Consider the following 26,883-nt stretch of genomic DNA (forward strand, 5'->3'; position numbering starts at 1 on the left):
GGACACTATACAAAATCGGGCGACCTGAAGGTGATATTCAATGGCGATGTAATTGCAACCGCTAAAATCACGACCACGCCGTAGGCGTTTGTCTTTTGACTACTCGTTCGAAGCATCCGACATTTCCTGCGACCCCGCGCCGACGCGCTCCCTTGAGGGCCTCCTGACCAACCGATAGAACGGAAGCCGTGACGACCCTTCTCTCCAAAGACCACCCCATCACCGAGAAAGGCATGATGGAGTTTCAACCGTTCGGCAAGGAGTCGGATGGAACCGCGATTCGCGACATCAACGGCGTGGTCATACGAGCTTTGGTGGAATACTTGGAAGAATCCGTGAGCCGGGTGCATGGTCAGGAAGCGGGTCGCCGGGCGGTCGAGGAGCTCGTGCAGCGTCTGAACGAGCGCATTCCCGATCGCGCCTTTCATGTGACCGCCGATTTTCTCAAGAACCTTTGGAATAGTTTCTCCACCGAGTTCGCAGTGTTTTTGACTCAGTTTTGTTGGGACATTTCGGGGGACCCGCAGTTTTCGTTCAACATGGGCCGGGAGAAAGCAATCTCGCCTGTCATCCAGGTGCTGGGCCGGCCATTCTCGGTCCCTCAGATCTATAAGATGTCCGCCTATTTCTCCCAGCGGTTCGCCAACGACGGCTTCTATAGTGAAGCCGTACAAGTCTCCAACGGTTCGGCGATTATCCAGCTGCGCTTCGGCGACCGCGCACTACGGCAGTTCGGCCAATACCTTCGGGCCTGCGCCGTTATGTACTGCCTCGCTCACAAAGGATACCTCGCCGGGGTGCCAGAGAAATTTCATCATCTGCCGCCTGCAACCGTGAAGGATCGGCGCTGCATCGCGGAAGGCGACGACTGTTGCGAATGGGAAGTCACGTGGTCCGTGAAAGGACGCGGTGGCCCGTTGCGCCGGGCCATGGTGTCGCTCGCCCGGAAGATCCTTCACCAGGAAATTGAGGAACAGCAACGCCTCATGGAGGAGCAAATTCGCACTCTCGACACCAGGCATGTGGAATTGCAAGAGGTTAACGTTCGGCAACAACAGTTCACCGCGGAACTCCAGCGGCGGGTGGATCAGTTGACCGCTCTCCATGAAACCGGGCTGGTCTTCGTCTCAACGTTGGACCGGGAAGCGCTGGTCGAGAGAGTTCTGCAATCGATCACCCACAAGTTGAACTACGACCGGGCTATGATCACGTTCTTCGATCATGACCGGAGAGTAGCGCATGATATCCGGATTCGCGGCGTGCCCGACGACGTCGCGGCGTTCGCCCGCTCGCTCGAGATCCCCGTGACGGATCCGGACAGCATCGAGGGAACGGTCCTCCTCAAGGGGGAGCCGATCTTGGTAGGTGACATCCACCAGATGTGGGATCGCATCCATCCCCTCCATCAGCAGCTTGTGGCCATGGTGCAAGCCAAGTCCCTGGTCTCGGTCCCGCTGAAGGTCAAGGATGCCGTGCTGGGCTCCCTCACCGTCGATCGAACCCAGGAGAACCCCCTCACCCAGGACGATCTGGACCTGATAGGAACCGTTGGCAGCCAAGTTGCCATCGCGCTCGACAATACCAATGCGTACCGCCGGATCGAGGAGTTGATCGCCGGATTGGAAGCCAAGGTTCGAGAGCGCACGGCCGAACTCGAGGCCGCCAACGAGCGGCTGCAGGAACTTGACCGCGCGAAAAGCGCGTTCTTCGCGAACATCAATCACGAGTTACGTACACCGCTGACATCAACCTTGGGAGCCCTCTCGCACCTCACCAAGGCGAACCTGTCCCAGGATCACCAGGACCTCGTGAACGTGGCGTTGAGAAACAACGCGCAACTTCTGTACCTCATCAATGAGCTGCTCGATCTAACGAGGTTGGATGCCGGACAACGCAGGCTGAACAAACAGTGCTTCGATCTAACGGTGCTGATCAAGGACATCAAGTCGAACTTTGAGCCGTCGATCTGGCGAAGGGTCACGCTTCGTGGGACCACGACTCCGGTGTTGGTCGAGGCGGATCCAGCTCAGTTGAAGAAGGTCATGTTTAACCTGCTGTCGAACGCGTTCAAGTTCAGTGATCCGGATCTGGGGCAGGTGTGGATCCGGGTGAAAGAGATAGGCGACTGGGTTGAACTCACCGTGGAGGACAATGGGATCGGAATTCCTCGTGAGCATTTGGATCACGTCTTCGATCGGTTCTTCCAGGTGGAACGCAACGAGACTCGCCGGTACGGGGGAAGCGGGATCGGGTTGGCGCTGGTGAAAGAAATCGTCACGCTGCATGGCGGGACCGTGTCGGTTGAGAGTGAGGCGGGGCAGGGCTCGACCTTCAAAATTCGGCTCCCCCGAGGAAACGTGCGGTTGGAGGAGCTGAGGTCTCTTGAGGACGACCAGGGATTTTTGCCCACGATGACGGCCGCGGGTGCGGCGGAAAAGAAGACGCCGGCCGATGTGGACGCGCCGGATGCTGGAGCGCGCCCGATTGTGCTCGTCGCGGACGATAACGCAGACTTGCGGGCTTACTTGAACCGCATCCTGAGCAAAGCCTATAGCGTCGTGCTGGCGAACGACGGGAAAACGGCGTTGGAACAGGCGAGGATAAACCGGCCGGAATTGATTCTGACCGACGTCATGATGCCACAGATGAGCGGGTATGATCTGCTGCGTGAGGTCCGCAAGGATGCACAGTTGCAAACGATACCTGTGATCTTTCTGACTGCTCGGGCTGGCACTGAGGCCCGGATTGAGTCCTTGGAAGCCGGCGCGGATGACTATATCGCAAAGCCATTCGACGAGCATGAAGTGTTGGCGAGAGTGGGCAATCTCATCCGGGCCAGAGCGCAGGAGCGCCAGCTGCACGAGCTGCGGATGGAGAAGCTGTCGAAATTCATGCCGGCGCCAATAGCCAGGGGCGTGTTGTCTCGCGGTAGTGAAGAACTCCTGAAGGCGCATCGACGGGAAATCACCGTACTCTTCGTTGATCTGAGAGACTTCACGCGCTTCGCAGAGCTTGCCGAGCCGGAGGAGTTGATGGCCGTGCTGCGTGACTATCAAGCTGAAATCGGCGCCCTCGTCTCGACGTTCCAGGGCACGTTGGAACGCTATGCCGGTGATGCTGTGATGATCTTCTTCAATGACCCTGTGCCAATTCCGAATCACGTGGAGCAAGCTGTTCGGATGGCCGTCGCGATACGCGCTCGAGTTGGCGGCCTCTGCCAAAAGTGGAGCAGGAATGGCGTCGACTTGGGCGTCGGTATAGGAATCGCCACCGGCTATGCAACCCTCGGGTTAGTTGGTTTTCAGGATCGTCATGACTATGCCGCCATCGGTACGGTCACGAACTTGGCCGCCCGCCTGTGTGCCGAAGCGAAGCACCGGCAGATTCTTGTTCCGGAACGGATTGTGCATCTTTTGGGAGGGATCGTGGAGGGAGAACCTGTGGGCCCGCTCCAATTGAAAGGCATTCACCGCACTATTACGGCCTACGACATAAGCCGGCTGAAGGAGTAGTCTAGCGTGAACGCTGATTGTCAGGTCAAGCACTCACACAGAGCTGAACACAGGGGTCTTGCTGAGGGTTGATCTCGGTGCCAATGCAATGGGATTTTCAATCACGATACGGTCCGTGGGCCTTGGTGACGGGCGCGTCTTCCGGCATCGGCAAAGAGTTTGCCGTCCAGCTCGCCGAGCGCGGGATGAACTTGGTGCTGGTCGCCAGGCGAAAGTCCCTCCTGGACGCGATTGCCCAGTTACTACGCGACACAAAAGGCATCCAAGCCAAAACCGTTGATGCCGATCTCAGTCTGCCCGAGGCGACGAAACGGCTCTCAGACGCAACGAAAGGGCTGGAGATCGGGTTGCTCGTCAGCAATGCGGGTACAGAGATGCACGGGCCTTTCCTCGACCAGGATCCCGTGCTGGGCGCCGGCCTGGTCCAACTCCACGCCGTCACTCCCATGCGGCTGGCTCATTATTACGGCGGTCTGATGCGGCAACGCGGCAGAGGCGGAATCATTTTCGTATCGTCGATTGTCGGATTTGGAGGGACCCCCTATCTGGCCACCTATTCTGCGACCAAAGCGTACTTGCTCAATTTCGGCGAGTCCCTCCATTACGAGCTCAAGAAACACAACATTGATGTGACCGTCCTGGTTCCCGGCATTACGCGCACTGCCTTGACCGAGAACGCGGCGCAATCCGGCGTGGACTTCTCCCGCATTCCGCTTCCGTGGATGGACGTCGCGCCCGTGGTCGCCGCCGGGATCGACGCGCTCGGGAAAGATTCTTCCGTCATTCCCGGTACGATCAACAAGCTGGTCGTGTTGGTATTCCGCCGGCTCTTAGCGCGCAAGCGAGGGGTAAACACGTTCGGCCGGATGCTGGAAAAGGCGATTCCGATGCCACGGCCTCACGGCCGCCTTCCGGCAGATTGAGCGACCCGAACAGTCTTTCGGCGTTCCGCCGCCGGATGGATTCTTTGGCGTCTTCGGAGATTTTCTCATTAGTACGGAGAAGCTCGACGTCCTGGAACTTCATGCGGCCGCCGGGGTCGTCGTGGGGGTAATCGGTCGCGAAGAGAAATCTTTCCGCGCCGTCTAATGACTTAGGGCGCAAACATTTCTCCTAGAATCGCCAGGACCTTCTGGGCCGTGGCCTGATCGATCTTTCCCAACCGCCTCACCAGTCGAATCTTGTCCACAGTGCGAATTTGATCCAAAACAATTTGCCCTTCTTTTCTTTGGAATCTGACAGGTATCCTTGTGGGATAAGGACGGCCCTTTGTGGTCATCGGCGCAAGGATGACGGTGCCGATGTGGAGATTCATTTCATCAGGTGAGATAACCAGACAAGGGCGGGTTTTACGGATTTCGCGACCTTCGGTTGGATCTAGGCGTACAAGGTGGACCTCGAAGCGAGAGACTACCATTTCCACTCGGTTCTATCCCATTGCGTGGCAGATAAAGACTCTCGATCTAAGAGCTTATCGTCTCCTTGCCGGGCCATCTGACGAAAAGCCTCTTCCCATCCGGCTCGCGGTCTCGCAGCGGGCTTGACCACTAACTGACCATTGCGCACTCCCAGCTCAACAGTGTCGCCAAGCTGACACTGATCGAGAATGGTTTTGGGAATGCGGATACCACGGGAGTTTCCTATTCGAACGACACTTATTTTCATTCTTCACCTTTTTTTGGACGTAACCACTAAGTAATTACCTCGAAAATTGAGCGGCGTCAACAGCCGGCCCCCATGCCGCTGCTCTTCTTGGCGAGTCTAAGTTTTCTGCTAGCCGAACAGTCTTTCGGCGTTCAGGCGGCGGATGGATTCTTTCGCGTCTTCGGAGATTTTCTCATTAGTACGGAGAAGCTCGACGTCCTGGAACTTCATGCGCCCGCCGGGGTCGTCGTGGGGGTAATCGGTCGCGAAGAGAAACCGCTCGGCGCCGAGAAACTCGATGGCTTCCGGAAGTTCGGGCTCTTCGGTCTCGATGGTGAACGAGAAATTTTTTTTGAAGTAGTGGCTCGCCGGCTTCTTGTTCTTCTCCAGGAATTCCTCCGGCGGAAGAAACGCCCGCAAGCTCCTTAACCGCTCCGCTAATTTGCCCGGTTTCCCGTCGCTGTCAGACAAGTCGGCCTCGGCGTCGTAGTCGATGAAGCTCCCGTCCAGGACTTTGTCGAGCCGGCGCACGAGCGGCTTGATCCATCCCGTGCCGTTCTCGGTGAAGATGAATTGCAGCCGCGGAAATTCGTCCAAAAGGCCGCTGGTGATGAGCGACACCAAACTCATCTGCCCTTCCTGCGGCGCGAAGACGTGGAGGCCGTTTCGCTGAAACGCGAGAAAGTTGCTCGCCCGATGGCCATGCTGAACGTTGTGGAGGAATAGCGGCAGCGCTATCGCTTCGGCCGCGGCGAAGAACGGCCTCAGCTCGGCGCGGTTCCCCAGCGGCTCGCCGAACGGGTGCTCTTTCACCGGATAAACCTTGTCGAGAGCGGCGGCCTTGAATCCATTCGCCTTGGCCCACTTAATTTCGGCGATGGCCGCTTCGACGTCCTGCAGCGGCACCAGCGCCACGCCGGATATTTTTCCCGGATAGCGCTGCATGAGCCGGAGGATCGCGCGGTTGTACGACCGCGCCATCGCGACGGCAAGCTCGGCTTCAATCAAATAAGACCACCAGCCGGTCAATTGCGGCAGAATAAAGTGGCGCTCGATGCCGAGCTTTTCGTAATCCGCCATCCGCACTTCGATATCGCAGAGCCCCTTTATGATCGCACCCGAGCCGGGCGCGCCGAACGGCGTCGTCCCCGGCACCTTGGGCGGCATGCCGGGAAAGACGATGTCTTTCAACAGTCCATCGTCGCCGATGCGGAGCTTCGGCGCGCGCTCTTTAAAACGTCCGTCGAGATCGTCGAAGGCATCCGGAGGCATGAAATGGCTGTCGCAGTCGATGATCATGTCGCTCGCCTCGTTATCGCTCAGCTTCGTTGCAGATCTACCTATACTTTTCCGCTTGAACGGCTGTCAAGCAACGCTGAGATTTCGCTCAGGTAAAAACCCTAATGGGAACCGGGTCAATTCTTCCATATAGTTCGACACGATGTCGGCAGCGAAATCGCAGTGGACGATCATTCTCCGCTGTTACTCGTGTAGCCGCAAATTTACGGTGCGGCATCTGACGCTCGATAGAGTTTTGGCGGTCGCTTCGGTCACGCCCTGCCCTCATTGTTCTACGAAGCCTTTCATCGCTCCCGGACCCCTCTACAATAAACAAAGCAAACTGCACCGGATCTTCGACCTCAGAGAAGAAATTGAAGCTATCTACCGAAAGCCGCGAAACGGCGAAACCTGGCACTTCAATCCGCGTTGCTCCAAGTGGCCGGTCGACGATTATGTCGAGCTGGAAGTCCCGCCGAAAGTCGGCGCGCTCTGTAACGAGTGCCAAGCGACTCCATCCGAGAATCCCTGAGTTCGTTCCCGAGCCCCTATCCGAGGCTCAGTACCCCCTTGACAGACTGCTCGGTTTGTCCTATGTGATCGTGACTGTTTAATTTCAGCCAACAGCCGCTTTTCGAATGTGGTGAGGGGGGCTGGCGCAAGCTAGGGGCGGGTGGCAAAAGGGGGTCCCGGTTCGCCGGACCCCCTTTTGGTTTTGTGGCCCAGGCCTGCTCGAGCCGCCGCTTAATGACTGCTTCTAGCGAATATCTTCGAGACCGAAGCGGCGGGTCAATTGCCGCGCGACCAGGCTCAGCACCGTGACCAGGATAACGACCACGACGCCGAGGGCGTTGAGCCGCGTATATTGCCCGGCTTCGTAGAGGTCGAAGATGAGCACCGGCACGACCTCGGTCCCCGCATGGCCGAGGAGGACGGGCAGCGAAAGCACCTTGAAGGTGAGCGTCAACACGTAAACCCACCCGACGAGCAATCCCGGCAGGATCAGCGGCACCAGGACGCGCGAGAAAGTGTACCACCACGAAGCGCCGCTCATCTGCGAAGCGTCCTCCAGCTCCTGGTGCACCTGAGTCAGTGAGACGCTGCAGGCGCGCATGCAGATCGGCATGTATTTGGTGACGTAGGCGATCAGGAGAATCCACAGCGTGCCGTAGACCGGAATCGGAATCGTAAGATAAAGCCACATCAGCGACAGGCCGAAGACGATGCCGGGATAGGCGATCGGCGAGAAGACCAGCGCGTCGAGAAATCTCTTCCCCGGGATCCTGGTCCGGATGACGATCCAGGCGACGATCGAGGTGAAAAAAACCGCCAAGGTGGCGCTGCCCACGCCGACCGCGAGGTTATTTTTGAGCGCCCGCAAGATCACGTCGTAGGTCGCGAGCCAGCGATAATTGTCCAGGGTCATGATGTTGAACATCTTGGCGGAAGGCGGCGCGTACCAGGGAAGGAAAGACGCGTAGAGGATCACCAGGACCGGCAGAAAGAGCACCGCGGTGAGAATCGACAGCGTCAAAGCGAGCGTGAGCCAGCGCCAGCGGCCCAGGTCGATCGTGTAAGGGCGAAATCCCTTGCCGGTGATCACGGCGTATTTTTCGGAAAAGCGCGTCGCGCGAAAATAGATCGACAGACCCACGAGGGCGATCAGCAGGTAGACGATGGCGAAGGTCGCGGCGAGATTATAGTCGGTCGGCGCCTCGCGCGCCGCGAGATAGATCTCGGTCGCCAGCACCGTGATGCCCGCGGGCAGCCCTAAAATCGCCGGCTCCTCGAACGTCTCCATGCCGCGAATGAACAGCAAGAGCCAGGTCGCGAGCGTGGCCGGCAGGATGAGCTTCAAGGTGATTTGGTAGATCGTTTTCAGGACGCCGCTTCCGGCCATGATCGCGGCCTCTTCCAGCGACGGGTCCATGGAGCGGAAGGCGGTGGCCATGAGCAGAAACGGCGTGGTGAAGCTGCCGACGCCGAAACCCCAGATCATTCCTCCCATGCTGTAGACGTTGAAGGGCGCCTGCTCCCAGCCGAAAAATTTCATGAGGTAGATATTCACCAGGCCGATCTTGGGGCTATAGAGGAGGACGAGAGAGACGCTTTCGAGAATTCCCGGGATCATGATCTCGGTGAAGACCGCGGCGTAGACGAGCGCTTTCAACGGCGTGTTGGTCCGCTCGGTCGTCCACGCCAGAAATGCGCCGATGGCAAAAGCCAGGCTGCCGCCGCCCAAAGCGAAGATGAGCGAGTTCGCCATCGAGCGGAAGAGTCTCGGATTGTCGAAAGCCTTGACGTAGTTATTCAAGGTAAAGCCCGCCTGCGTTCCCGGCGGGCCGTCCTGAAAGCTCCCGTAGGTCACCATCACGATCGGAATCAGCGTAAGGTAGATCACGATGACGGTGGCGACGACGAGGATCACGGTTCCTCCGTCGATTTTTCGAAGCCACCTCGTCATATGTCGGGTGAGTAACTTTTCAGAGAAAATCAGCCGGTCAATTTTTTCGGAGTCACGTTCAGGGCTTTTCTCCGTCTTACTTCCAGACCTTCGTGTCCGTTCGGCTGAGCTCACCGCCCTGAGTCCATCGAAGGGTGGTTAAAATCCTCTCACCACGAAGAGCCCAGCGCGGCTACGCCGCAACCAAAAGTCGAAATATCTCGCGCAAAGACGCAAAGGGCACCAAGGTTCCTCAAATCCCCCTCTTTCCCCCTTTGTCAAAGGGGGATGAAGGGGGATTCCTCGATTTCTTTGCGTTCTTGGCGTCTTGGCGCGAGCAAATCCCCGCCCTTTAACAGCTACGGGCGACCGGTAAATTTGCGCAAACCGCGAAAACTATTAAGCATAGTATTACGAAGCACACAAAGTCAGACCCGTGACGACTATAGTCCGTGCTTCCAGTCATTTTTTCACTCGGCGCTCTCGGGCACGACCTTGTGCCTGACGTAAAGATGGGCAGAGCGGTTGGCGCCGGCATCGCGCACGATACCCGAACGGTTTTAGCCCGCCGCCTCCCGGCTTTGGTAAATCGCCTTGACTCGCTCTCTGATTTCTTTCAACCCCGGACGCGCTTCCAGCTCGCGGAAAGCGCGCTGGACGAATTCGAGGCGCAGGATCGAAGCCAGATTAAAGCTCGGATCGAGGTCGCCCGTCTCTTTGGCTTCCTCCGCCATTTGTTTGAGTCCCTCGACGCCGGGCGCGCCGTCGTACGGGAGAACGAGTCTGCCGCCGCCCTCGACGCCGCTGCGGCTTGCTTCCTCTTCGTCCAGGCAGGCCTTGCGCAGACGCCGCACCAGCGCTTCCGCATACGGGCGATTGCGCTCGTAGTCGGTGAGGAACCAATAGGCGCGGAGCGTCGCCCTGAGATAGGCTGTGAGAAGGTCGCCGTCTTTTTCCACCATGCGGCGCGTCGCGATGATGACCCGGTCGGGCCGGCCGCCCGGATACAGCTTTCTCGATTCCAAAAGCACCGGGTAGCCTTCGCGCTCAAGCGCCGCGCCGCGCGAATCGAAGTCCTGAAGATGCATGCAATCGATTTCTCCGGCGCGGAGCGCTTCTTCCGGATGTTCATGCGGATGAAAGCGCGCGCCGCGGACATAGATCACGTCCTTCTCCGGGTCGAGCCCGGCGCGCTTCAGGTGCGGCCTGAGGACGGTCTGGCCGATGCCGCCGAAGTCGCGGATGCCGATGCGCTTGCCCCTGAGTCCCGCGAGATCTTTAATGCCCTTGGCGCCGAAGAAGCGGAAGGTCTGGCGGTTGCGCCAGCAGCCGACGATAAAGACATCCTCGCCGCGGCTCGCCAGGTGAAAGACCGCCGAGGGTTTCACGTCCGGAACGATATCCACGCCTTTTTCCGTCATCGCGCGGCGCAGCGCGATTTTTTCCACCATCGCCGGGATGAGGCCGCCGAAGTAAAGGTCGTAAGGCTGGAATCCCTCTTCTTCGAAGTAGGTCATCTCCCTGGCGATCATCGCCGGGACAACGTGGCCGACGTGGTAATGCGACGGTCCGATCCGAACGGTCTTTCTTTCCGCGGCCGCCATGGTCATCCTCCGCGCGACTTCAGGGCGAAATACTCTTTGGCGATACGCCGCACCTCGTCGGTCATTTTCCATTCCCAATCGAGGGGGATGACCACGCGCGCTTTTTTCGCCGCTTCGTCGGGGACGTCCACGTCCTTCCGCGCCACGGAGTACCCCAACGACGCGATCAGTTTTTGCCCTTCTTTGGACAGGAGATAATCCACCGCCAGGGCCGCGGCGTGGGGATGGGGCGCAGCTTTGAATATGCTCAACGGCGCCAAGGTCACCGGCGTCGGATAGATATAGTGATAGTCGATCGGCGCGCCCTTCGCTTTCATCTGCTTGGGATGCGTGACGGCGATCTCCACCGCGGCGGGGAACTCGCCCGCGGCGATCAATTGCGCCTGCAGCGTCCGCCCGCGGCGGAAACTCAGGTTTTGGGTTTCCACCAGCCGTTTAAAGAAATCGAAAGCTTTTTTTTCGCCGTAGACTCTGAGAGCGCCTTTGATGAAACTATTGGGCAGCGGATCGGCGACGAGCTTCTCCTTCCAGTAAGGATCGAGGAGGTTCATGTAAGTCTCCGGCACTTTGCTCTTGTCCGCCAAGGTCGGGTTGTAAGCGAACACCCACTCGAAAAAAAAGGCCGTGGACCAAAGACGGTCGGGATCCATGTACTCCTTGTCGTAGTGCGCGGCTTCGTCCGAGCGATAGCGCGCGAGAATCCCGCCCTTGATCATGGGAAAAAGCCCCGAATTGGCCCCCACCGTGACGTCGCCGAGAAGGCGCCCGCTGCGCGCTTCGGCCAGCGCGCGATCGGCGACCGCGGCGCCGCGTCCCTCGCGCCAGACCTGGACGTTCAAGAACGGGTAGGCCTTTTCGATCGCGGCGTCGATGACGGGAGCCTGAGTCAGCGTCGAGTAGAGCATCAGCGCGCGCTCTTTTTTTGCGCCTTCGATGAGAAACTGGCGCCGCTGTTCCGGCTGCAGGGATTCCAGCTTGGCGTAGACGGCGTCGGTCGTTTGCGCCGCGGCGTCGACCGCGACGAGAAAAAGAAAGAAGAGCTGACAAGCACACGCAAGCCGTAAATTGGGCATCGAATCCTATTCCTTATTTTCTCCTTAGTGCTCTTTGCGCCTTTGCGCGAGATGCCCTCTCCCTCACCCTCTCCCGCTCGCGGGAGAGGGTGAGGGTCGCGCCAAGACGCCAAGACCGCAAAGAATCACCCCCGTTCGCGGCTTGCAACGCTTCAAAGGCCCAACTCCCGACGCGCTTCTTCGAGCGGCTTGAGATAAAGCGCCTCCGCGCCTTGAAACGACGCGGGGATGCGGCCGAAGCTTTTTTCTTCCTCGACGACCAGGTCGAATCCCTGAAGATCGATCGCGGCGTCGGGCTGAAGGCGGTAGCCCACGAGCGGCTCGTAGAGCGAATCGAAGTGCTCTTTCGGCTCGTTGTAGCCCGCGTCGTTGATGATTTTATGGATCCTTTCCCGGTTGGCCGGATCTTTAAGAAAAAGATTCGTCCGGACGACGGCCTTTAAAAACGCCTTGAGCGCCGGCTGCTTCTCGCGCGCGAACTTTCCATTCGCCGCCAGCAGCCGGTCCTGACGCGGCGGTTTGGCCGTCCGCAGATCGGCCAGAACCGGGTAGCCGCCCTGTTGGAGCTTCTCTTCCATGGCGCGCACCGGCGCCAGAATAATCGCGTCCACTTCCCTGCTCATCAGCGCGTCGACCAGCGCCCAATTCTCGTGCTTGGTATCCATCTCGTATTGGATCACGACGTCGCGGTCGGGGTCGAGGCCGGCGCGCCGCAGCAGCACGCGGATCTGCGTGTCCGACTCGCCGCCGGGATGGGTCGCTGAGATTGTCTTCCCGCGGAGATCGGCGATCGTCTTGGCGCCCGGAGGTCCGAACAGCGTGAAGCCCGAGTTTTTCCGCCGCGCGCCGACGACGTAAATGTCTCCGCCGCCGCTCCGCGCTTTGAGCAGAAGCTTGGCGGTGGTGTCGACCGCGACATCGACGCTGCCGCTCTCTAACGCCTCCACCGTCTTTTCGTCGCTGCCGGTGACGACCGGCTTGACGGAAAGCCCTTCCGCCCGAAAGTACCCTTCCGCCTCGGCGATCAGGAGATTCAAAAGATGGTTCCAATCGTTGAAGCCGGCGCCGGCGCGAATTTCATTCGCCATAAATAATTACCTCGTTGTTGCGCGCGAGCTCTGCGCGAAATACTCTTTGGCGATCTTGGTCACTTTATCGCCCGCTTCGGCTTCCCATTCCGGCGCGATCACCACGCGCGCCTTGCGCGCTTTTTCCTCGACGACGCCGACTTTTTTCTGCGCCACGGAATAGCCCGCTTCCGCCATGACGGTCTGGCCTTCGCGCGAGAGCAGATAATCGACGAAAAGCGCCGCCGCATGCGGATGAGGCGCGGATTTTACGATGCTGACCGGACTCACCGTCAACACCGTCGGATAAATGTAGTGATAGTTTACCGGCGCGCCCTGGGACTTTAAGCGTTTGATATGCGCGATCAAGTTTTCCGCCGCCGCCGGAAACTCGCCGGCCGCGAGCAGTTGAATCTGCATGGTCCGACCGCGCCGAAACTGGACGCCCTGCTCCTCGACCAACCGCTTAAAGAGATCCAAGGATTTCGTCTCCCCGTAAACCTTGAGCGCGCCCTTGATGAAATTATTGGGCAGCGGGTCCATCACGAGCTTTCCCTTCCAATAGGGATCGAGAAGGTTCAGGTAGTTTGCCGGTAAAAACCGCGCGTCGACGAAGTTGGTGTTGTAGGCGAAAAGCCACTCGAACAAAAAGGCCGTCGCCCATTGGCCCTCGGGATCGAAAAATTCCTTGTCATAGTTGGCGAGCTCCGGCGATTTGTAGCGCGCGAGCACCCCGGCCTTCATCATCGGGGAAAGCCCCGAGCTTTTCGAGCTTGCCGTAAGCGTCCGCCGTCGTTTGAGCTCGAAGCTCGGCCGCGAGCGGCCATAGGATCAAAGCCGACGCAGCAAGAAACGCCGGACGGCGAAAAAAGTTTCTCGCGTGATTCATCCCGCGGCTCTCCGTTTGAACTCGGGCAACCGGGCTTCGATGCCGCGGCGCTTGAGCTCGGCTTCGAATTCTCGGCGAATCGCCGGATCTTCGTTCTCGTACTCGATCTGCTCGTAGCCGCCGGTTTCGCCGCGGTCGGCCATCCAGTGGCTCAGGCGCGGAAATTCCGGGCTGTTCCAACGCAGCGCGAGGTAACGCGCGGGCGTCGGGCCGATGTTCATGTGCTGGTGGAACCAGCCTTCGGGCGGCGAGATCACGCTGCCGTCGCGCCAGTTGAAGCGCGTGGGCTTTCCTCCCGGCGGCCACATCAGCGAATAGCCGGTGCCGGAGACCACGACGACGTGCGCCCCGGCTTCGTGCCGGTGGGCTTTTTTATACGTGCCGACCTCAAATTCCGCGATGTGCGCCGCCATCACGTTGCTCGAGATAGAAAAGCGGATGTACGTGCTCCGGTGTCCGCGCGCGGAGCGCTCCTCGAGCTTGAAGTTGCGCACGTCGGCGACGAAGTTGGTCTTCCACGTGCGCGGCCCCATGTACGTCCCCGGTCCCGTGAAATAATTTTCTTCGTTGTCGTAGCGGTCGGCAAAGACGTGGTCGTTGTTGAAAATAAACTCGCGGTCGCGCAGCAGATTGATCATCGTAGGAGCGGTCGTCACGGCAAAGAGCCGCGCCGGCTCCTTGCCGTCGCCGTTATGCAGACGGTAGTAGCTATTCAGCGGCGTCGCGAAGAGACTGCCCGGGCTCCACTCGAAAACGCGCGGCGGCTTGCTCGGCTGCCATACTTCGGCGGAGCCGCGGCCGCTCAGAACAAAAAACTGGATCTCGAAGAGGTTCCGCACCGCCGCGAGGCTCTTTCCGGGCGGGACCTCGATCACCCAGGCGTCGTCGTTGACTTGTTCGCCGAGGTTCAAAAAAGCGCCGTTGCCCTGGAGCCACGGCCACGGACCCAATTTGACGCCGTAAAGATCTTCGATATGGTGGCCGCGGTACGCCGGTATTCCCTGCTCCTCCTGCCACAAATCGTAGGCGGACTTCGGCGGCGGGTTTTGTTCTTTTTCTTCCATGGATCCTTGTCTCCTCTGGTCGTCGATGTGACGCGCGCTCAGACTACTAGCCTCCTGAGCACTCTCCGTTCACCCTTCGACATGCTCAGGGCGAACGGAGCGGTGTTAAATCGTTCGGCGATTTTCCGTTCGTGCTGAGCCCGTCGAAGCACGAAAACTCTTTTTCACGAGCCTACCAATGCCTTCGACTGCGGACTCGCTTCCTCCATGCGGTATTCTACCCGGTTCTTTTTCAGCTCTTCCTTGAATTGCCGCCGGATCTCCGGATCTTCGTCTTCGTACTCGATCATTGTTCCGCCGAGCTTGATGTCGACGAGCGTTCCCTCGCGCGACTGCGCCGCGTGAAAGGCGACGTCGTGGCGGTAGCTGCCGTAGCGGATCGCCACCAGGCGCGCCGGCTCCGCGCCGGTGTTGAAGTGCTGATGGAACCACGAGCTCGCCGGGCTGAGCACGCTCCCCTCGCGCCAATCGATGCGCACGACCTTGTGCGCCTGGCCGCTCTTATATGGATGCATGCCGGCTTCGCGCGGCCACAGCAAGGTATAACCCCGCGAGCGCAGCATGATGAAGACGGCGCCGCCGCCGTGGTAGTGGGCTTTGTGATAGATGCCGACCGGCCATTCGGCCATGTGGCCGGCGAGGACGTTGCCCGAAAGCTCGAAGCCCGTGGTTAAAACGCCTTTGCCTTTCGCGTCGCCTTGAACGTCGACGTGGGTGGTGCGAAGATCCGGAATCGCGTTGGTCTCCCACAGCATGCCGTATCCGTCGTTACGGAGGATGCGCTCGCCCACCTTATAATAGTCGGCGCGGCCGTCGAACCGGTCGGTGAAAGGAAACGGGCAATTCAAAATGAAATCCGGGTTGTAAAAAAGATCGACAACCAGAGGCGCGTTCGTCATGGCGACAAAGCGCGCCGGCTCGCTGCCGGAACCGTTGAAGAGCTTGTGCCGGACGTTGAGCGGCGGGGCGAAGAGACTGCCCTCCTGCCATTCGAGCGTCACGGGTTTTTGCTTCTCGTCCCCTATCTCGACGGCGCCCGAACCCGAGACAACGTAGATCACCTCTTCGTACATGTGCTTCTCGGGGTTCAGCGCTCCGCCCGGCGGGATTTCCGCCACGTACATGCCGGTAAGACCGTCCATCCCGAACAGTTGCACGAAGGCGCCGCTGCCGCCGAGCCGCTTCCACGGTCCGAGGTCGAGCGAGCGGACGTCGGTGACGCCGTGTCCCTCGACGATCGGCAAGCCTTCCTGTTTCATCCAGCGATCATAACCGGTTTCGCGTCGGCGCGCGCCGACTTTGCGTTCCGCCATGTTGTGCTCCTATTCCGGGATCATTCACTGATTCCTTCGTGTGCTTCGTGGTCAAAGTTTATCCGAAGAGCACGAAGCCGAATCATTCTCGCGCCAAGACGCCAAGCACGCAAAGCTTTGATTCCTTCTCTTCTTCCTTGGCGACCTTTGCGCCTTTGCGCGAGGCGCATTTTCTTCCTCAGCCAATGAATCATTCAGGCTATGTTCCGATCGTCGCTGCGGGGACGAGCGGGCTCCAGCGCTTCATTTTTTTCCCTTGTGCCATCGTCTTCATCTCGCGCGCGTAGATTTTTCTCAGCAGGATCACGCCCGCGTCCGAGCGGCCGAGGCGCTCGCCGGCGCGGCCGCTGATCACGCCCTGGCCGCGCTGCGCGACGTAGTCTTGAACGTTGACGGCGAGCTGCAGGTCGGTGATGTCGTCCACGTGCATCTTCCCCGCCAGCACGGCCTCGCCGATCTCCAGCGCCGGATCTTTTTGCATCCGCGCCTCTTGCTGCTCGATGAAGCGCTTGGCCGAGTCGCCGGAGAGGCGCGCGAGCGTCACGGAAAATCCCCGGTTGGTCTCGTCGTCGATCGGCACGCGCCAGTTGAGAAAATCGCGCCAGCCTTTTTCCTCGGGCGAGCGCGGCCCCTGCTTGATATAAAGGAGCGTCGGCATCTCGAACTGCGTGACGCGGACCGAGCCGTCGGGCCGGATCGCGCGGAGAATCATGCCGTAGTCCGTCTCTTCAGCTTCCACCCTGGGACATCCGGTGAGACCGCGGTACTCGGAATTCCGGTGCACGAACGCGACGTGAACCGGATCGACGCTGTTCTCGATGCGGTTGCGAAAATTGTAAGGTTTGACGTCGGTCAGAACCGCGCGCACGCACTCGCTCTCGTCGCGCTCTTCCATGAAGTGGTAACGCGGAAACGGCGGCGGCGCCCCGTCGCCTAAATAGACGAAGACGAGCCCGAGGTATTCTTTGACTGGATAGCTTCGGATCTTTACTTTTTGCGCGAAGCGATTGTTCTCGGCCGGCTGCTCGATGCATTGTCCCGCAGAGTTGAACTTCCAGCCGTGGTAGAAGCAACGCAGAGAGTCGTCTTCGACCCAGCCCGTCGAAAGAAGCGTGCCGCGGTGCGGGCAGCGCGGCTCGAAGACATGGACCTCGCCGCCGGCGCCGCGATAAAGCGCGAACTCTTCGCACAGAAGCCGGATCGGCGCCGCGCGGCCGGGCTTCAAGTCCTGCGAGCGGTAGACCGGCCACCAGAACATCTTGCGAAGATACCGTCCGGCGAGCGTGCCGGGGCCGGTCCGGCTGAAATCCTTGTAGTCGAATTTTTGCGCCGGCCGCCGCGCGGACTTCTTATTGCGCGTGATGCTCTTGACCGATGGCATGTTGTGAACCTCCGGTCGAAAAAGAACCCCTCATGCTTCGACAGGCTCAGCATGAACGGAAATTCGTCAACGTTTTTCACTCCTCCGTTCGTCCTGAGCGTGTCGAAGGGCGAACGGAGGCTTTTTCAGCAGCCTGTCATTTCCCCCCGAACAAGCTCGAACGATGCCGCTCCCACGCCTTCTTCTGCGCCTGTTCGAGCCCAAGGCGCACGAGCGTATAAAACCAGGCGACGATCGCCCCGGCGCTGGTCTCAGGATCGGCCAGCCGGCGCGGGGCGAAACCGATTTCATGATCGAAGAACGCGTCGCTGATGATGCGCTTTCCGGAGACGACCTCTTCGAGAACCCGCGTCGAAGTGCGGACGCAGGTCGCACGCTTCCAGTCGCGGTACTGCCAGTCGAGGCCCGAATCGCCTTCGGCGTACTTGATCTTGCCGCCTTTGACCTCGACATAAAAAGGCGCGCCGTCGCTCAAGTCGAACTGAAACGTGCGGTCGAAGGTTCGTGCGGTCGCGAGGCCTTCGGGATGATCGAGCACCTGCACAAGAAGCTCGCAGAAAAGCCGCGCCGCCCTTTCCATCACACCGCCTCCGACCAATCGAACTGGCGGAGAAGCTTCTCCGCGTCGCCGAAGCGCCCGGCCTCTTTTCTTATCACCGGATCGGCAAGCGCCAAAAGTCTTCCCTCCTCGACGACGCAACGGCTTCCCGCCCACAGCGATATTTTAGGAATGTTTCCGAGCTGGAAGTGCTTGTTCCCGACGGCGCCCCACGCGCCGTGCCGGTAAAATAAACCCGGGCCGCCGAGCGCAATGTGGCAGGCGCCGACGCCCGCGCCGTTGTTGTCGAGCATGTATTCGCCGTTGCGGAACGGCGCAGCCTTGGGGTTGAGCCCCATGAGAATCGCGTGCACGCCGCTCGGCTCGTCGGCGATGATGTCGAGGAGCTTCTTGGCTTCCTCGCCGCCGTCGGCGCCGACGATGAGTCCGTCTTTAAATTTCACCGCGACCGGCTTGCCCAACACTCCGCCGAGGAGCGTCGAGTGCTTCGCCATCCAGACGCCGTCGCACGCCTGCGTCATGGCGAATCCCGCGAGCGCGTTCCAGATGCGGTTGTTGTCGTCGCCGGCAAAGTCGAAAGAATTCGCCGCGGGATAGCGGCGGATGCCGCCGAACGGCTGCGAAACGTCGCCGGGGAGCGCAGTAAAACGGAGATCGGTGCCCCAGGGGTTGGTGAGCTTGAAGGTATCGCGCGCCTCGGCCGCGGCGATGAGGATTTCACTGACGCGCCTGCCGATGGCTCGCAGCAATTCGCTGGGATAGCTGAGCGCTTCGGGGCTCGCGAAAGGGGCTTCGGGATCGTCGCTCAGGACCTCGGGCGCTTCCACTGCGCAATGCGCGCAGATGCGCTTCCCGTAGTACATGCTGAGCGTGTAAAATACCTGGTTGTACTTTTGCGCGCCGCGGCTGTTGCGGGTGTAATCCAAAACGACGTCGGCGCCGCGGATCGCGTTCACGACCGCCGGCGCCGGCTGAAATTTTTCCAGATAGCTCCAGGCGCCGGGCGCCGTGCCGCGGCGCAGCGGGATGTGCTCCTCGAGCCGCATGATAATGGGTTTGGCGCCGAGCTCGCGCACGATCTCGGCCGCGACGCGGACGATTTCATCGATGCCGTCCGCGACCGCCGTCTCCCATAGAAGAAGCGCCTGGTCGCCGGTTTTGATCTGCGCGCCCTCGACGATCTCGCGGCGGATGATCTCGCGCCCCAATTCCGAGCGCGCGTAGGCGCGCGTGACTTCGGCGCTCCGAGCGCGGGATTGTTCCTTCGCGGCGACCATTTTTTTCGCTCCGCGTTCCCTCCGTCGAACAATATTCCCCGTAAAAATCCTTGTCAACCACAGCGGTAAATTTCGCGGGATTTTTTCCAATCACCTCCGCGTAGCGTCGCTCATTTAATAAATTACAGCGCCATAAAATAACCGCTGCGCGCTTCGCGGCGCGGCTGTCGTAAGCGGCTTCGCCTCGCGATCCTTTTCTTTCGGGTTGACACTCGCTATAAACCTGCCCTATTTTACGGCATTGTTTGGTTGGACCGTTCGATCTCGTCGGGCATTGCAAAATGTCGCGCCTAACTAAATCCGCATTCCTGGGCTTTCTCATAGGGACTGCGGGAGTGGCGTTAAGTTTTTTCCACGCCGCGCATGACCTCGAGGAAGACGCGGGTCTGAGCTTGCTGTTCGGCCTGAGGGGAATCAGAAAAGCGCCATCGGACGTCGTTGTCGTCAGCATCGACAGCGAGTCCTCCGAGCAACTTGACGTGTCGCGCAATCCCGATAGATGGGCTCGTTCGCTCCATGCGCGTTTAGTTGAAAAGCTGGCGAGAGCAGGCGCTCAGGTCGTTACCTTCGACCTGTACTTTATAGACCCCGGTTCCCCGGACGAGGACAATTCCTTAGCTGAGGCGATTAAAAAAGCTCGTAACGTCGTGCTTGCCGAACCCCTTAAAGAGGAAACGGTGTCCGTATCGGACACGGGCAGGTCTCCTATGGGAGAGCACAGCATCGTGAGACCGGTGAAGCCCATTCCTGCTCTTTCACGGTCGGCTGTCGCCACGGCGCCTTTCGTTCTTCCCAGAATGCCCGTCAAAGTCAGCCAATATTGGACCTTCCATACCGGTTCGGGAGATTCGCCGACCTTCCCCGCGGTCGCATTCCAAATCTATGCTCTGCCGGCATACGGTGAGTTTTTCCGTTTATTGGAAAAAGTAAGTCCCAATCAAGCGGCCAAAATTTCACGCGACCCCGATACGGCGATAAAAGAAAAGGGCGCGGTAAGATTCATCAGAGACATCCGGGGAATTTTTGAAAGCGATCCCTCGCTGGAAAAAAAAATGGCCGCAGAGTTGGAGCGCTCAAATCTTGTCAAGAGCGATGGCAAGAAGTATCGGTTGCTAAAATCTCTTATCCATATGTACGGCGGCGTCAATCGCCGATACCTGAATTACTACGGGCCGCCCCGCACTTTCAGCACCCTGCCGTATTATCAGGCCTTGCGGCTCGGCGAAGGCTCAAGCGGCGATTCCCAGATAGACCTCAAGGGCAAAGCCGTTTTTGTCGGTCTTTCGGAAATATTGCTGACGCAAAGACAGGACAGCTTCTACACGGTTTTTTCACGGGCCAACGGCGTATTTATCAGCGGCGTGGAAATCGCTGCAACCGCATTCGCCAACCTTCTGGAAGACACGCCCGTGCAGCCGGTCGGCTCGCGCGCTTACATCCTCATCATTCTGGCGTGGGGCATCCTCGTCGGCCTCGTTTGTCGTATGGCCGCTCCCGTAGTCGCCGGGCCGGTGATCGTAGGCTTGAGCCTTCTTTATCTCTTGCTCGCCGAGCATCAATTTAAAGCCGCCGGCACCTGGTACCCCATTCTTATTCCGCTGTGTTTGCAGGCGCCCTTCGGATTTTTCGGCGCGGTGTTGTGGAACTACGTTGAGACCAACAAGGAGCGCCAGAATATCAGAAAGGCTCTTACTTACTATATTCCGAACGAGCTGGTGGACGAGTTGGCAAAAAACATCGTCGGGATCAAAAGAAGCGGGCAAACGATATACGGGGCCTGTCTCTATGCGGACGCCGCTGGATACACCGACCTGTCGGAAACGATGGCCCCGCGGGAATTAAGCGACCTGATGCAGAAATATTTTGAGGCCACGTTGGAGCCGGTAAAGCAAACCGGCGGGCTCGTCGTCGATCTGAAGGGAGATTCGATCCTGGCGATCTGGAAGGGCGCGCGGCCCGAGGCCAAGCTCAGGGAACAAGCGTGCCGGGCCGCTCTGGGCCTCGCCAAGGCGGTGCATGAGTTCAATCGGGATTTGAAGACCCTGAAACTTCCCACTCGCGTCGGCGTCCATGCCGGACAAATTTTCCTCGGCAATATAGGGGCCGGGGATCATTACGAGTATGCCGTCACGGGCGACACCATTAATACGGCGTCGCGAATGGACGGTCTCAATAAATACCTGGGCACCGAGATATTGGTGTCCGAAGAGGCCATCCATCGACTCGACGGTTTCCTGACGCGGGAAGCGGGAAGATTTCGGCTCAAAGGAAAGGCACAGCCGATCCAGGTGCACGAATTGTTGTGCCGCGTGGAAGAGTGCCAGGAAAACCAGAAAAAGGCTTGCGCGATCTTTTCCGAGGGGCTGCGGGCTTTCCGAGAACAGTCTTGGGACAAGGCAAAAGAAAAATTCCAGCAGTCGGTTGAGTACTCAGGAGAAGACGCCCTGTCGAGCTTTTACCTGAGGCTTTGCGAGCACTATAAAAAGAATCCGCCTGGGGAACCCTGGGAAGGCATCATTCAATTGCAGGAAAAATAGCGAGGCGCTCCTATGCAGCCGATCCAAAAAAGAGAGGCGGTCATGAAAAAGTTGTGGGTGTATTTGAGCGCGGTTCTTCTTACGGGATTGTTTTACGCGGCGGTTTCCGGCGCCGCCACGACGTGCGAACCGTGGGTTGCAAAAATGGTTTCGGTCCAGGGGAACGTAGAAACGCGAAGGGCGGGCCAGACACAGTGGCGGCCGGCTCGGTTGAATGACACCTACTGCCCCGGCGATAGGATTCAAGTCGGTGAGAGAAGCCGTGCGGACGTCGTCTTGGCCAACCAACCGATCCTCCGTCTCGACCAGAACAGCACGATCACCCTGGGAGGAGTTAAGGAACAAAGGACATCCGTAATCGAACTGATCAAAGGAGCTATTTATTTCTTCAGCCGTCTTCCCCGGAACTTGGAAGTGCGCACGGCCTTCGTCAACGCGGGGGTGGAGGGGACCGAGGGTTTGATAAGAGTTGACGAGGATAGGGCCTTGATATCGATATTTGATGGCAAGGTGCTGGCCGAGAATCAGGCCGGGAGCCTCGCGATCACAAGCGGCGAATCGGCTGTAGCCGCCGAAGGCCGAGCGCCCGTCTTCACGATCGTCGCGCGGCCTCGGGACGCGGTCCAGTGGACATTATATTATCCGCCGGCCGTCTACATTCGCCCCGAGGAGTTTCAACTCCAACCCGACTGGCAAGGGATGGTTCGAAATTCCATCGAGTCCTACAGGAAAAATGATATTCAGGCGGCCTTCGAGAGTATCCAGGGAATTCCGGATGCTGTCGGCGAGCCGCGCGTTTTCGCTTATCGCGCCTCGTTACTGCTGGCCGTGGGACGCGTCGATGAGGCCGGCAAAGACCTCGCGCGCGCGCTGAGCTTAAATCCGGCCTTCGGCGATGCCTTGGCGCTGCAGGCCGTCATCGCGGTCGCGCAAAATGAAAAAGAGAAAGCGCTCGATATCGCCAAGAAGGCGGTCGCGGCTGACCCGAAGTCCGCCTCGGCGTTGATTGCGCTCTCCTACGCTCAGCAGGCAAATTTCGATCTCGAGGGCGCGCGGAGCAGTCTCCAGCAAGCGGTGCAAGTGAGTCCGGACAATGCCCTCGCCTGGGCCAGGCTGGCCGAGCTTCATATGTCATTCGCCGAGCTGGACAAAGGTCTCGAAGCGGCGCAAAAGGCGGCGGCGCTCAATCCCAATCTATCGAGGACGCAAACGGTTTTGGGATTCGCTTATCTGACGCAGGTCAAGACCGCTGAGGCGAAGAAGGCTTTTGAAAGAGCGATCGAACTCGACCAGGCCGACCCCCTCCCAAGGCTGGGCCTCGGTCTGGCAAAGATCCGGGAAGGTGATCTGCAAGAGGGGAGACGGGAAATTGAAATTGCCGTGAGCCTGGACCCTGACAACGCACTCATCCGAAGCTATCTGGGAAAGGCCTATTTCGAGGAAAAACGAGACCAGCAGGCGGCCGATCAATACGAGATGGCTAAAGCGCTGGATCCGAAAGATCCGACCCCATATTTCTACGATGCCATCCGAAAGCAAACCACCAATCGACCGGTCGAAGCCTTGCAGGACCTGCGGAAAGCCATTGAATTGAACGACAACCGGGCAGTTTACCGGTCACGCCTGTTGCTCGACGAGGATCTCGCCGCACGGAGCGCCAGTCTTGGACGCATCTATAATGACCTCGGATTTCAGGAGCTGGGGTTGGTGGAAGGGTGGAAATCGGTTAATACCGATCCTAGTAATTATTCGGCGCATAGGTTGTTGGCGGATAATTATGCTGCGTTGCCGCGGCATGAAATTGCTCGGGTGAGTGAATTGCTGCAGTCACAGCTATTACAGCCGATTAATATCACTCCTGTGCAGCCTGTTCTCGCCGAAAGCAACTTGCTGATTTTGGAGGGCAGTGGCCCGTCATCTCCATCATTCAATGAATTCAATCCGTTGTTCACACGAAACCGCTTCGCGCTGCAAGCATCTGGTGTTTTTGGAAGCAATACTACTATCGGCGACGAAGTAACGCAGTCTGGTGTTTGGAACGATCTCTCCTACAGCCTTGGGCAGTTTCATTTCCAAACAGATGGATTTCGGAAGAATAACGACCTGAACGTTAACATCTACAACGCTTTCGTCCAAGCGGCCGTCTCGCCCAAATTGAGCGTACAAGCGGAGGTGCGCCATCGCGATCTCGAGAGCGGCGATTTAAGTTCGGTATTTTCACCGACCGCCGCCGACCTGTTTTTCCGACGGAATCTTCGCCTGGCATCAGATTCTGAAACGTATCGTGTTGGCCTCCGTGTGTCACCGTTGAAAGGATCCGACTTGTTGGGTTCGTTCATTTATCTCGATGACGTCAGGAAGATTAAAGTTTTTCCCGGTTCGCCCGACACATCCATCACCAGCGATGGGCCTCTCGCAGAATTGCAATATCTCTATCGACAAAAAATCTTTAACGCCACTCTCGGCGGTGGATATTATCGATTGAACCAAGGCTTTAAAAGCGGAAGTTTCTCGCTAAGAGAAAGAACCAAGCACGGCAACGGTTACGTATATTCGCGAATTCAGTTTCCATCCGTGAGCTGGACATCCGTGAGCTGGACATTGGGGTTGAGCGGCGACGTTTTCGACGGTGACGCTTTTACCAAGAAAATGCATCGTGTCAACCCTAAGTTCGGCGTGCTATGGAATATCTTCGGCGACACGCTGTTTAGGGCCGCCTGGTTCAGGACATTCAAACGCTCGTCTTTCTTCAATCAAACACTCGAGCCCACCCAAGTCGCAGGGTTTAACCAATTATTCGATGACTTCACGGGAACGAGGTCCGAGAGGTGGGGTGTGGGCCTAGACCATCGTTTTAGTCGCGATGTCTCCGGCGGCGTAGAAATTTCTCAAAGGAAGCTAACGATTCCGGTAGCGGGTCCCGGAAACATCGAAGAGAATTGGAGAGAGTCTCTCTATAGAGCTTATCTGCAAGTGACGCCTCATCCGCGCTGGGCGGTTGAAATCGAGTACTCAAGGGAGAAGTTCAAAAATCTCGAACCGTTTGGACCGCTCAACACCGACACCCAAATTATTCCTTTCGGCGTTTCTTATTTCAGTCCGTCGGGGTTTTTGGCAAAACTTCGCGCCAGTTACCTTAAACAAAAGGTTGCGCTCGATACAGGATCCGACAGTGACCACGCAACGTTTTTAGACCTGAGTCTGGGTTATCGGCTGCCTAAACGTTTGGGAACTTTGGAGGTGCAATTCCTAAACATACTGGATCAAAACTACCGCTATGAGGGGTTGCAAGATAGAAGGTCCCAGCAGCGAACCGGTCTACCGTCATCCTTGCCCTTTCCACCCGATTTTACCGTCTTCGTTCGATTTAACTTGTCATTCTAGACTGAATATGCGAGAAGATGAAAGAATCATCCAGCAAAAAAACAGAAGGAGGAAAACAATGACTGTTATAAAACGGAACGTCGCCATCGCGTCGGGTGTAGCTGTGCTCTTGCTAGCGCCGCTCGGCTGCGCTTATTTCTCTCAAAAAGCGTCGGACGACATCGTTAACGTGATTCAACAAAAGGTAGATGTACCGCCGGGGGTCCAAAAAACATTCACAGACTTGGGTGTCAAGGGTTTAATACTGGTGAGCGGAGGAGGTAAAGACGGTGAACCTTTAACAATAAGGGTTGTAACCCCTAGCGGCACCCCAAGAGATCTGTGCGGTTCAGGATCAGAGACATGCAAGCTGACAACGCCATCGGCACAGCTCCTGAGCATTGCAACCCCTGAGTTTCTTGGTGGTGTTTGTAGTGATGGCGCTACTCAGCGTACATGTCACAAGGACGGCCCGTACAAAAATAAGTGGTATTTTCATTCCGCCGACCCGGACACGAGCGGCCACTACGCTTGTATAAATCCTTGTCGCTAAAAGAGCCCAGCGTTTTCGATCTCGTTGATTCTCCCGGCGGCAAAATGACGGGCAGCGCCAGGGGGTCGGGGTCACCTCACCCCATTAGCGGGCAGGTCAAGAGGACAACCATGCCCACCTCCTTTCGAACACCTGCGGGGAGTTCAGCCTTTCTTTTTTTGGCCATCAGAATGGCTGTAACTGAGGAGAACTCACTTGCGCTCCGAGCTTTATTACCGGCCGGATATACAGGGGCGCGGGGAGTTTATCCGGTTGGCGCTGGAAGACGCCAACACGGACTGAAGAGTTTTATTATGATAACGGCAGGTGAAAAATGGAGGAAAGAGGGCCGCCTCTAGCGAGACGCCCTCTTTTACCCCTCCTACCGGCTCTCAGTCGGGATTCAGTTGAATTCAAGTAGCCGGCCCAGCGGCGGGCTCAGCCTTTCTTTTTTTGTGCCTTATTGTTTTTCTTGAAAGGTTCTTTCAATACAATTTTCACGCCGGAGATTGTTCCCGTCAGGGCTTTGCGCACTTGGTTCACGGCCTGTCCGCCGATATCACCAGCCGCCTTCAACGCGCCCTCGGCGGCCGCCGAGGCCGCTTCGGTGGTGTCCAGGCTGATCTCTTTCGCTCCTGCGATCGCACCCTGAACGGCGCCTTTCGCCGCTTTCGCGATATCCCCGGCAACTTCCGACGTTGCCTTGACGATGCTACTGCTGGTCGCACTGATCATCTCTAACGCCTCTTTGCCACTGACCTTGGTTCCTTGTAAGACTCCCAAAACCACTCCCTTGGCGGCCGAACCGACGTCACCGCCGACCTCCGCCGCAGCTTGAATGGCAGAGCGGACCACGCCGGAAGAGGCTTCGATCAAGGATTTTCCCGTCTTGCCGGTACCGGACAGAACTTCACTGCTTGATTTCAGGATGCCGTTTGCCGCCGCAGCGGTCGCTTCCGTTGCGTTCAGTCCGATTTCCTTTGCCCCGGCTATCGCTCCTTGCATGGCGCCTTTTGCCGCGTTGCCGATGTCACCGGCCACCTCCGACGTTTCCTTGATTACACTGCCGGCCGCGGTCCGGATGGCTTCCAACGCCTCCAAACTGGTCTCTTTTGTCCCGCGCAGGGTTCCAACGACCGCTCCCTTTGCAGCCGATCCCACGTCGGCGCCCACATCGACCGCTCCACGGATCGCAGCCCGCCCCACATCGGAGACAGCTTCGATCAACGACGTGCCCACCGCGCCCGTTCCCTTGATACTATGGACCAACGTTCCGCTTACAGTATCGACCACGGCTTTGGCCACGTCACCTGTTCCTCTAATGGTTCCGACGACTCCGTTTTTGAC

Annotated in this window: 19 protein-coding genes and 1 pseudogene; 6 read left to right on the top strand and 14 right to left on the bottom strand. The window is 58.3% G+C overall.

Annotated elements, in window-relative coordinates; genetic code table 11:
• Positions 1-188 precede the first annotated feature (188 nt).
• Together VGL70_07485 and VGL70_07490 are read left to right on the top strand one after the other, a co-directional pair.
• Entirely contained in the window at positions 189-3,512 is a 3,324-nt protein-coding gene (locus tag VGL70_07485; GenBank protein ID HEY3303361.1) for an ATP-binding protein, read from the top strand.
• 83 nt (positions 3,513-3,595) lie between these two features.
• Positions 3,596-4,435 (top strand): SDR family oxidoreductase, encoded by an 840-nt coding sequence (locus VGL70_07490; protein HEY3303362.1) that lies wholly within the window; start codon positions 3,596-3,598, stop codon positions 4,433-4,435.
• A gap of 170 nt (positions 4,436-4,605) precedes the next feature.
• On the opposite strand, the gene VGL70_07495 is transcribed toward VGL70_07490, so the two are convergent.
• From VGL70_07495 to VGL70_07505, 3 genes are all read right to left on the bottom strand, one after another.
• Positions 4,606-4,929 carry a type II toxin-antitoxin system PemK/MazF family toxin gene (locus VGL70_07495; protein ID HEY3303363.1) on the bottom strand — a complete coding sequence of 108 codons (324 nt, stop codon included), beginning with the start codon at positions 4,927-4,929 and terminating at the stop codon, positions 4,606-4,608.
• A complete protein-coding gene (locus VGL70_07500; protein HEY3303364.1) occupies positions 4,923-5,177 on the bottom strand; it encodes an AbrB/MazE/SpoVT family DNA-binding domain-containing protein in 255 nt (84 codons plus the stop codon). The genes VGL70_07495 and VGL70_07500 overlap by 7 nt, the downstream gene beginning before the upstream one ends.
• Before the next feature lie 108 nt (positions 5,178-5,285).
• Complete coding sequence (locus tag VGL70_07505; GenBank protein HEY3303365.1) at positions 5,286-6,455, bottom strand: amidohydrolase family protein; 1,170 nt, start codon at positions 6,453-6,455, stop codon at positions 5,286-5,288.
• A gap of 142 nt (positions 6,456-6,597) precedes the next feature.
• Here VGL70_07505 and VGL70_07510 point away from each other — a divergent pair, with 142 nt between their 5' ends.
• Complete coding sequence (locus VGL70_07510) at positions 6,598-6,966, top strand: hypothetical protein (protein HEY3303366.1); 369 nt, start codon at positions 6,598-6,600, stop codon at positions 6,964-6,966.
• A gap of 225 nt (positions 6,967-7,191) precedes the next feature.
• Here VGL70_07510 and VGL70_07515 read toward each other — a convergent pair whose 3' ends face one another.
• The 10 genes from VGL70_07515 to VGL70_07560 all read right to left on the bottom strand — a co-directional run bounded on the left by VGL70_07515 (position 7,192) and on the right by VGL70_07560 (position 19,104).
• Entirely contained in the window at positions 7,192-8,862 is a 1,671-nt protein-coding gene (locus VGL70_07515; GenBank protein ID HEY3303367.1) for an iron ABC transporter permease, read from the bottom strand.
• A gap of 575 nt (positions 8,863-9,437) precedes the next feature.
• Complete coding sequence (locus VGL70_07520; GenBank protein ID HEY3303368.1) at positions 9,438-10,481, bottom strand: ABC transporter substrate-binding protein; 1,044 nt, start codon at positions 10,479-10,481, stop codon at positions 9,438-9,440.
• A 2-nt stretch (positions 10,482-10,483) separates the two neighbouring features.
• A complete protein-coding gene (locus VGL70_07525; protein HEY3303369.1) occupies positions 10,484-11,554 on the bottom strand; it encodes an ABC transporter substrate-binding protein in 1,071 nt (356 codons plus the stop codon).
• Between the two features lie 152 nt (positions 11,555-11,706).
• Complete coding sequence (locus VGL70_07530; GenBank protein HEY3303370.1) at positions 11,707-12,642, bottom strand: ABC transporter substrate-binding protein; 936 nt, start codon at positions 12,640-12,642, stop codon at positions 11,707-11,709.
• A gap of 6 nt (positions 12,643-12,648) precedes the next feature.
• Positions 12,649-13,368, bottom strand: coding sequence for an ABC transporter substrate-binding protein (locus VGL70_07535; protein HEY3303371.1), 720 nt, complete (start codon positions 13,366-13,368; stop codon positions 12,649-12,651).
• Positions 13,369-13,506: 138 nt separating this feature from the next.
• A complete protein-coding gene (locus VGL70_07540) occupies positions 13,507-14,574 on the bottom strand; it encodes an ethanolamine ammonia lyase-activating protein (GenBank protein HEY3303372.1) in 1,068 nt (355 codons plus the stop codon).
• 164 nt (positions 14,575-14,738) lie between these two features.
• Positions 14,739-15,887, bottom strand: coding sequence for a cupin domain-containing protein (locus VGL70_07545; protein ID HEY3303373.1), 1,149 nt, complete (start codon positions 15,885-15,887; stop codon positions 14,739-14,741).
• A 199-nt stretch (positions 15,888-16,086) separates the two neighbouring features.
• A complete protein-coding gene (locus VGL70_07550; GenBank protein HEY3303374.1) occupies positions 16,087-17,268 on the bottom strand; it encodes a Rieske 2Fe-2S domain-containing protein in 1,182 nt (393 codons plus the stop codon).
• Positions 17,269-17,404: 136 nt separating this feature from the next.
• A complete protein-coding gene (locus VGL70_07555; protein HEY3303375.1) occupies positions 17,405-17,848 on the bottom strand; it encodes a hypothetical protein in 444 nt (147 codons plus the stop codon).
• Entirely contained in the window at positions 17,848-19,104 is a 1,257-nt protein-coding gene (locus VGL70_07560; GenBank protein HEY3303376.1) for a hypothetical protein, read from the bottom strand. Before VGL70_07560 ends, VGL70_07555 begins: the two co-directional genes overlap by 1 nt.
• Before the next feature lie 281 nt (positions 19,105-19,385).
• Between VGL70_07560 and VGL70_07565 the strand changes: the two genes are divergently transcribed.
• The 3 genes and pseudogenes from VGL70_07565 to VGL70_07575 all read left to right on the top strand — a co-directional run bounded on the left by VGL70_07565 (position 19,386) and on the right by VGL70_07575 (position 25,827).
• Positions 19,386-21,641: an adenylate/guanylate cyclase domain-containing protein gene (locus VGL70_07565; protein HEY3303377.1), complete on the top strand. Its 2,256-nt coding sequence runs from the start codon at positions 19,386-19,388 to the stop codon at positions 21,639-21,641.
• A 12-nt stretch (positions 21,642-21,653) separates the two neighbouring features.
• On the top strand, positions 21,654-25,025 hold the full coding sequence (locus VGL70_07570) for a tetratricopeptide repeat protein (protein HEY3303378.1): 3,372 nt from the start codon (positions 21,654-21,656) through the stop codon (positions 25,023-25,025).
• Positions 25,026-25,752: 727 nt separating this feature from the next.
• Positions 25,753-25,827 (top strand): annotated as a pseudogene (locus tag VGL70_07575) (glutathione S-transferase).
• Positions 25,828-25,974: 147 nt separating this feature from the next.
• On the opposite strand, the gene VGL70_07580 reads toward VGL70_07575, so the two are convergent.
• Positions 25,975-26,841, bottom strand: a complete 867-nt coding sequence (locus VGL70_07580; protein ID HEY3303379.1) for a hypothetical protein — start codon at positions 26,839-26,841, stop codon at positions 25,975-25,977.
• Between the last annotated feature and the right edge of the window lie 42 nt (positions 26,842-26,883).

The sequence above is a fragment of the Candidatus Binatia bacterium genome, assembly GCA_036504975.1.
Taxonomy (GTDB): Bacteria; Desulfobacterota; Binatia; order UBA9968; family UBA9968; genus JAJPJQ01.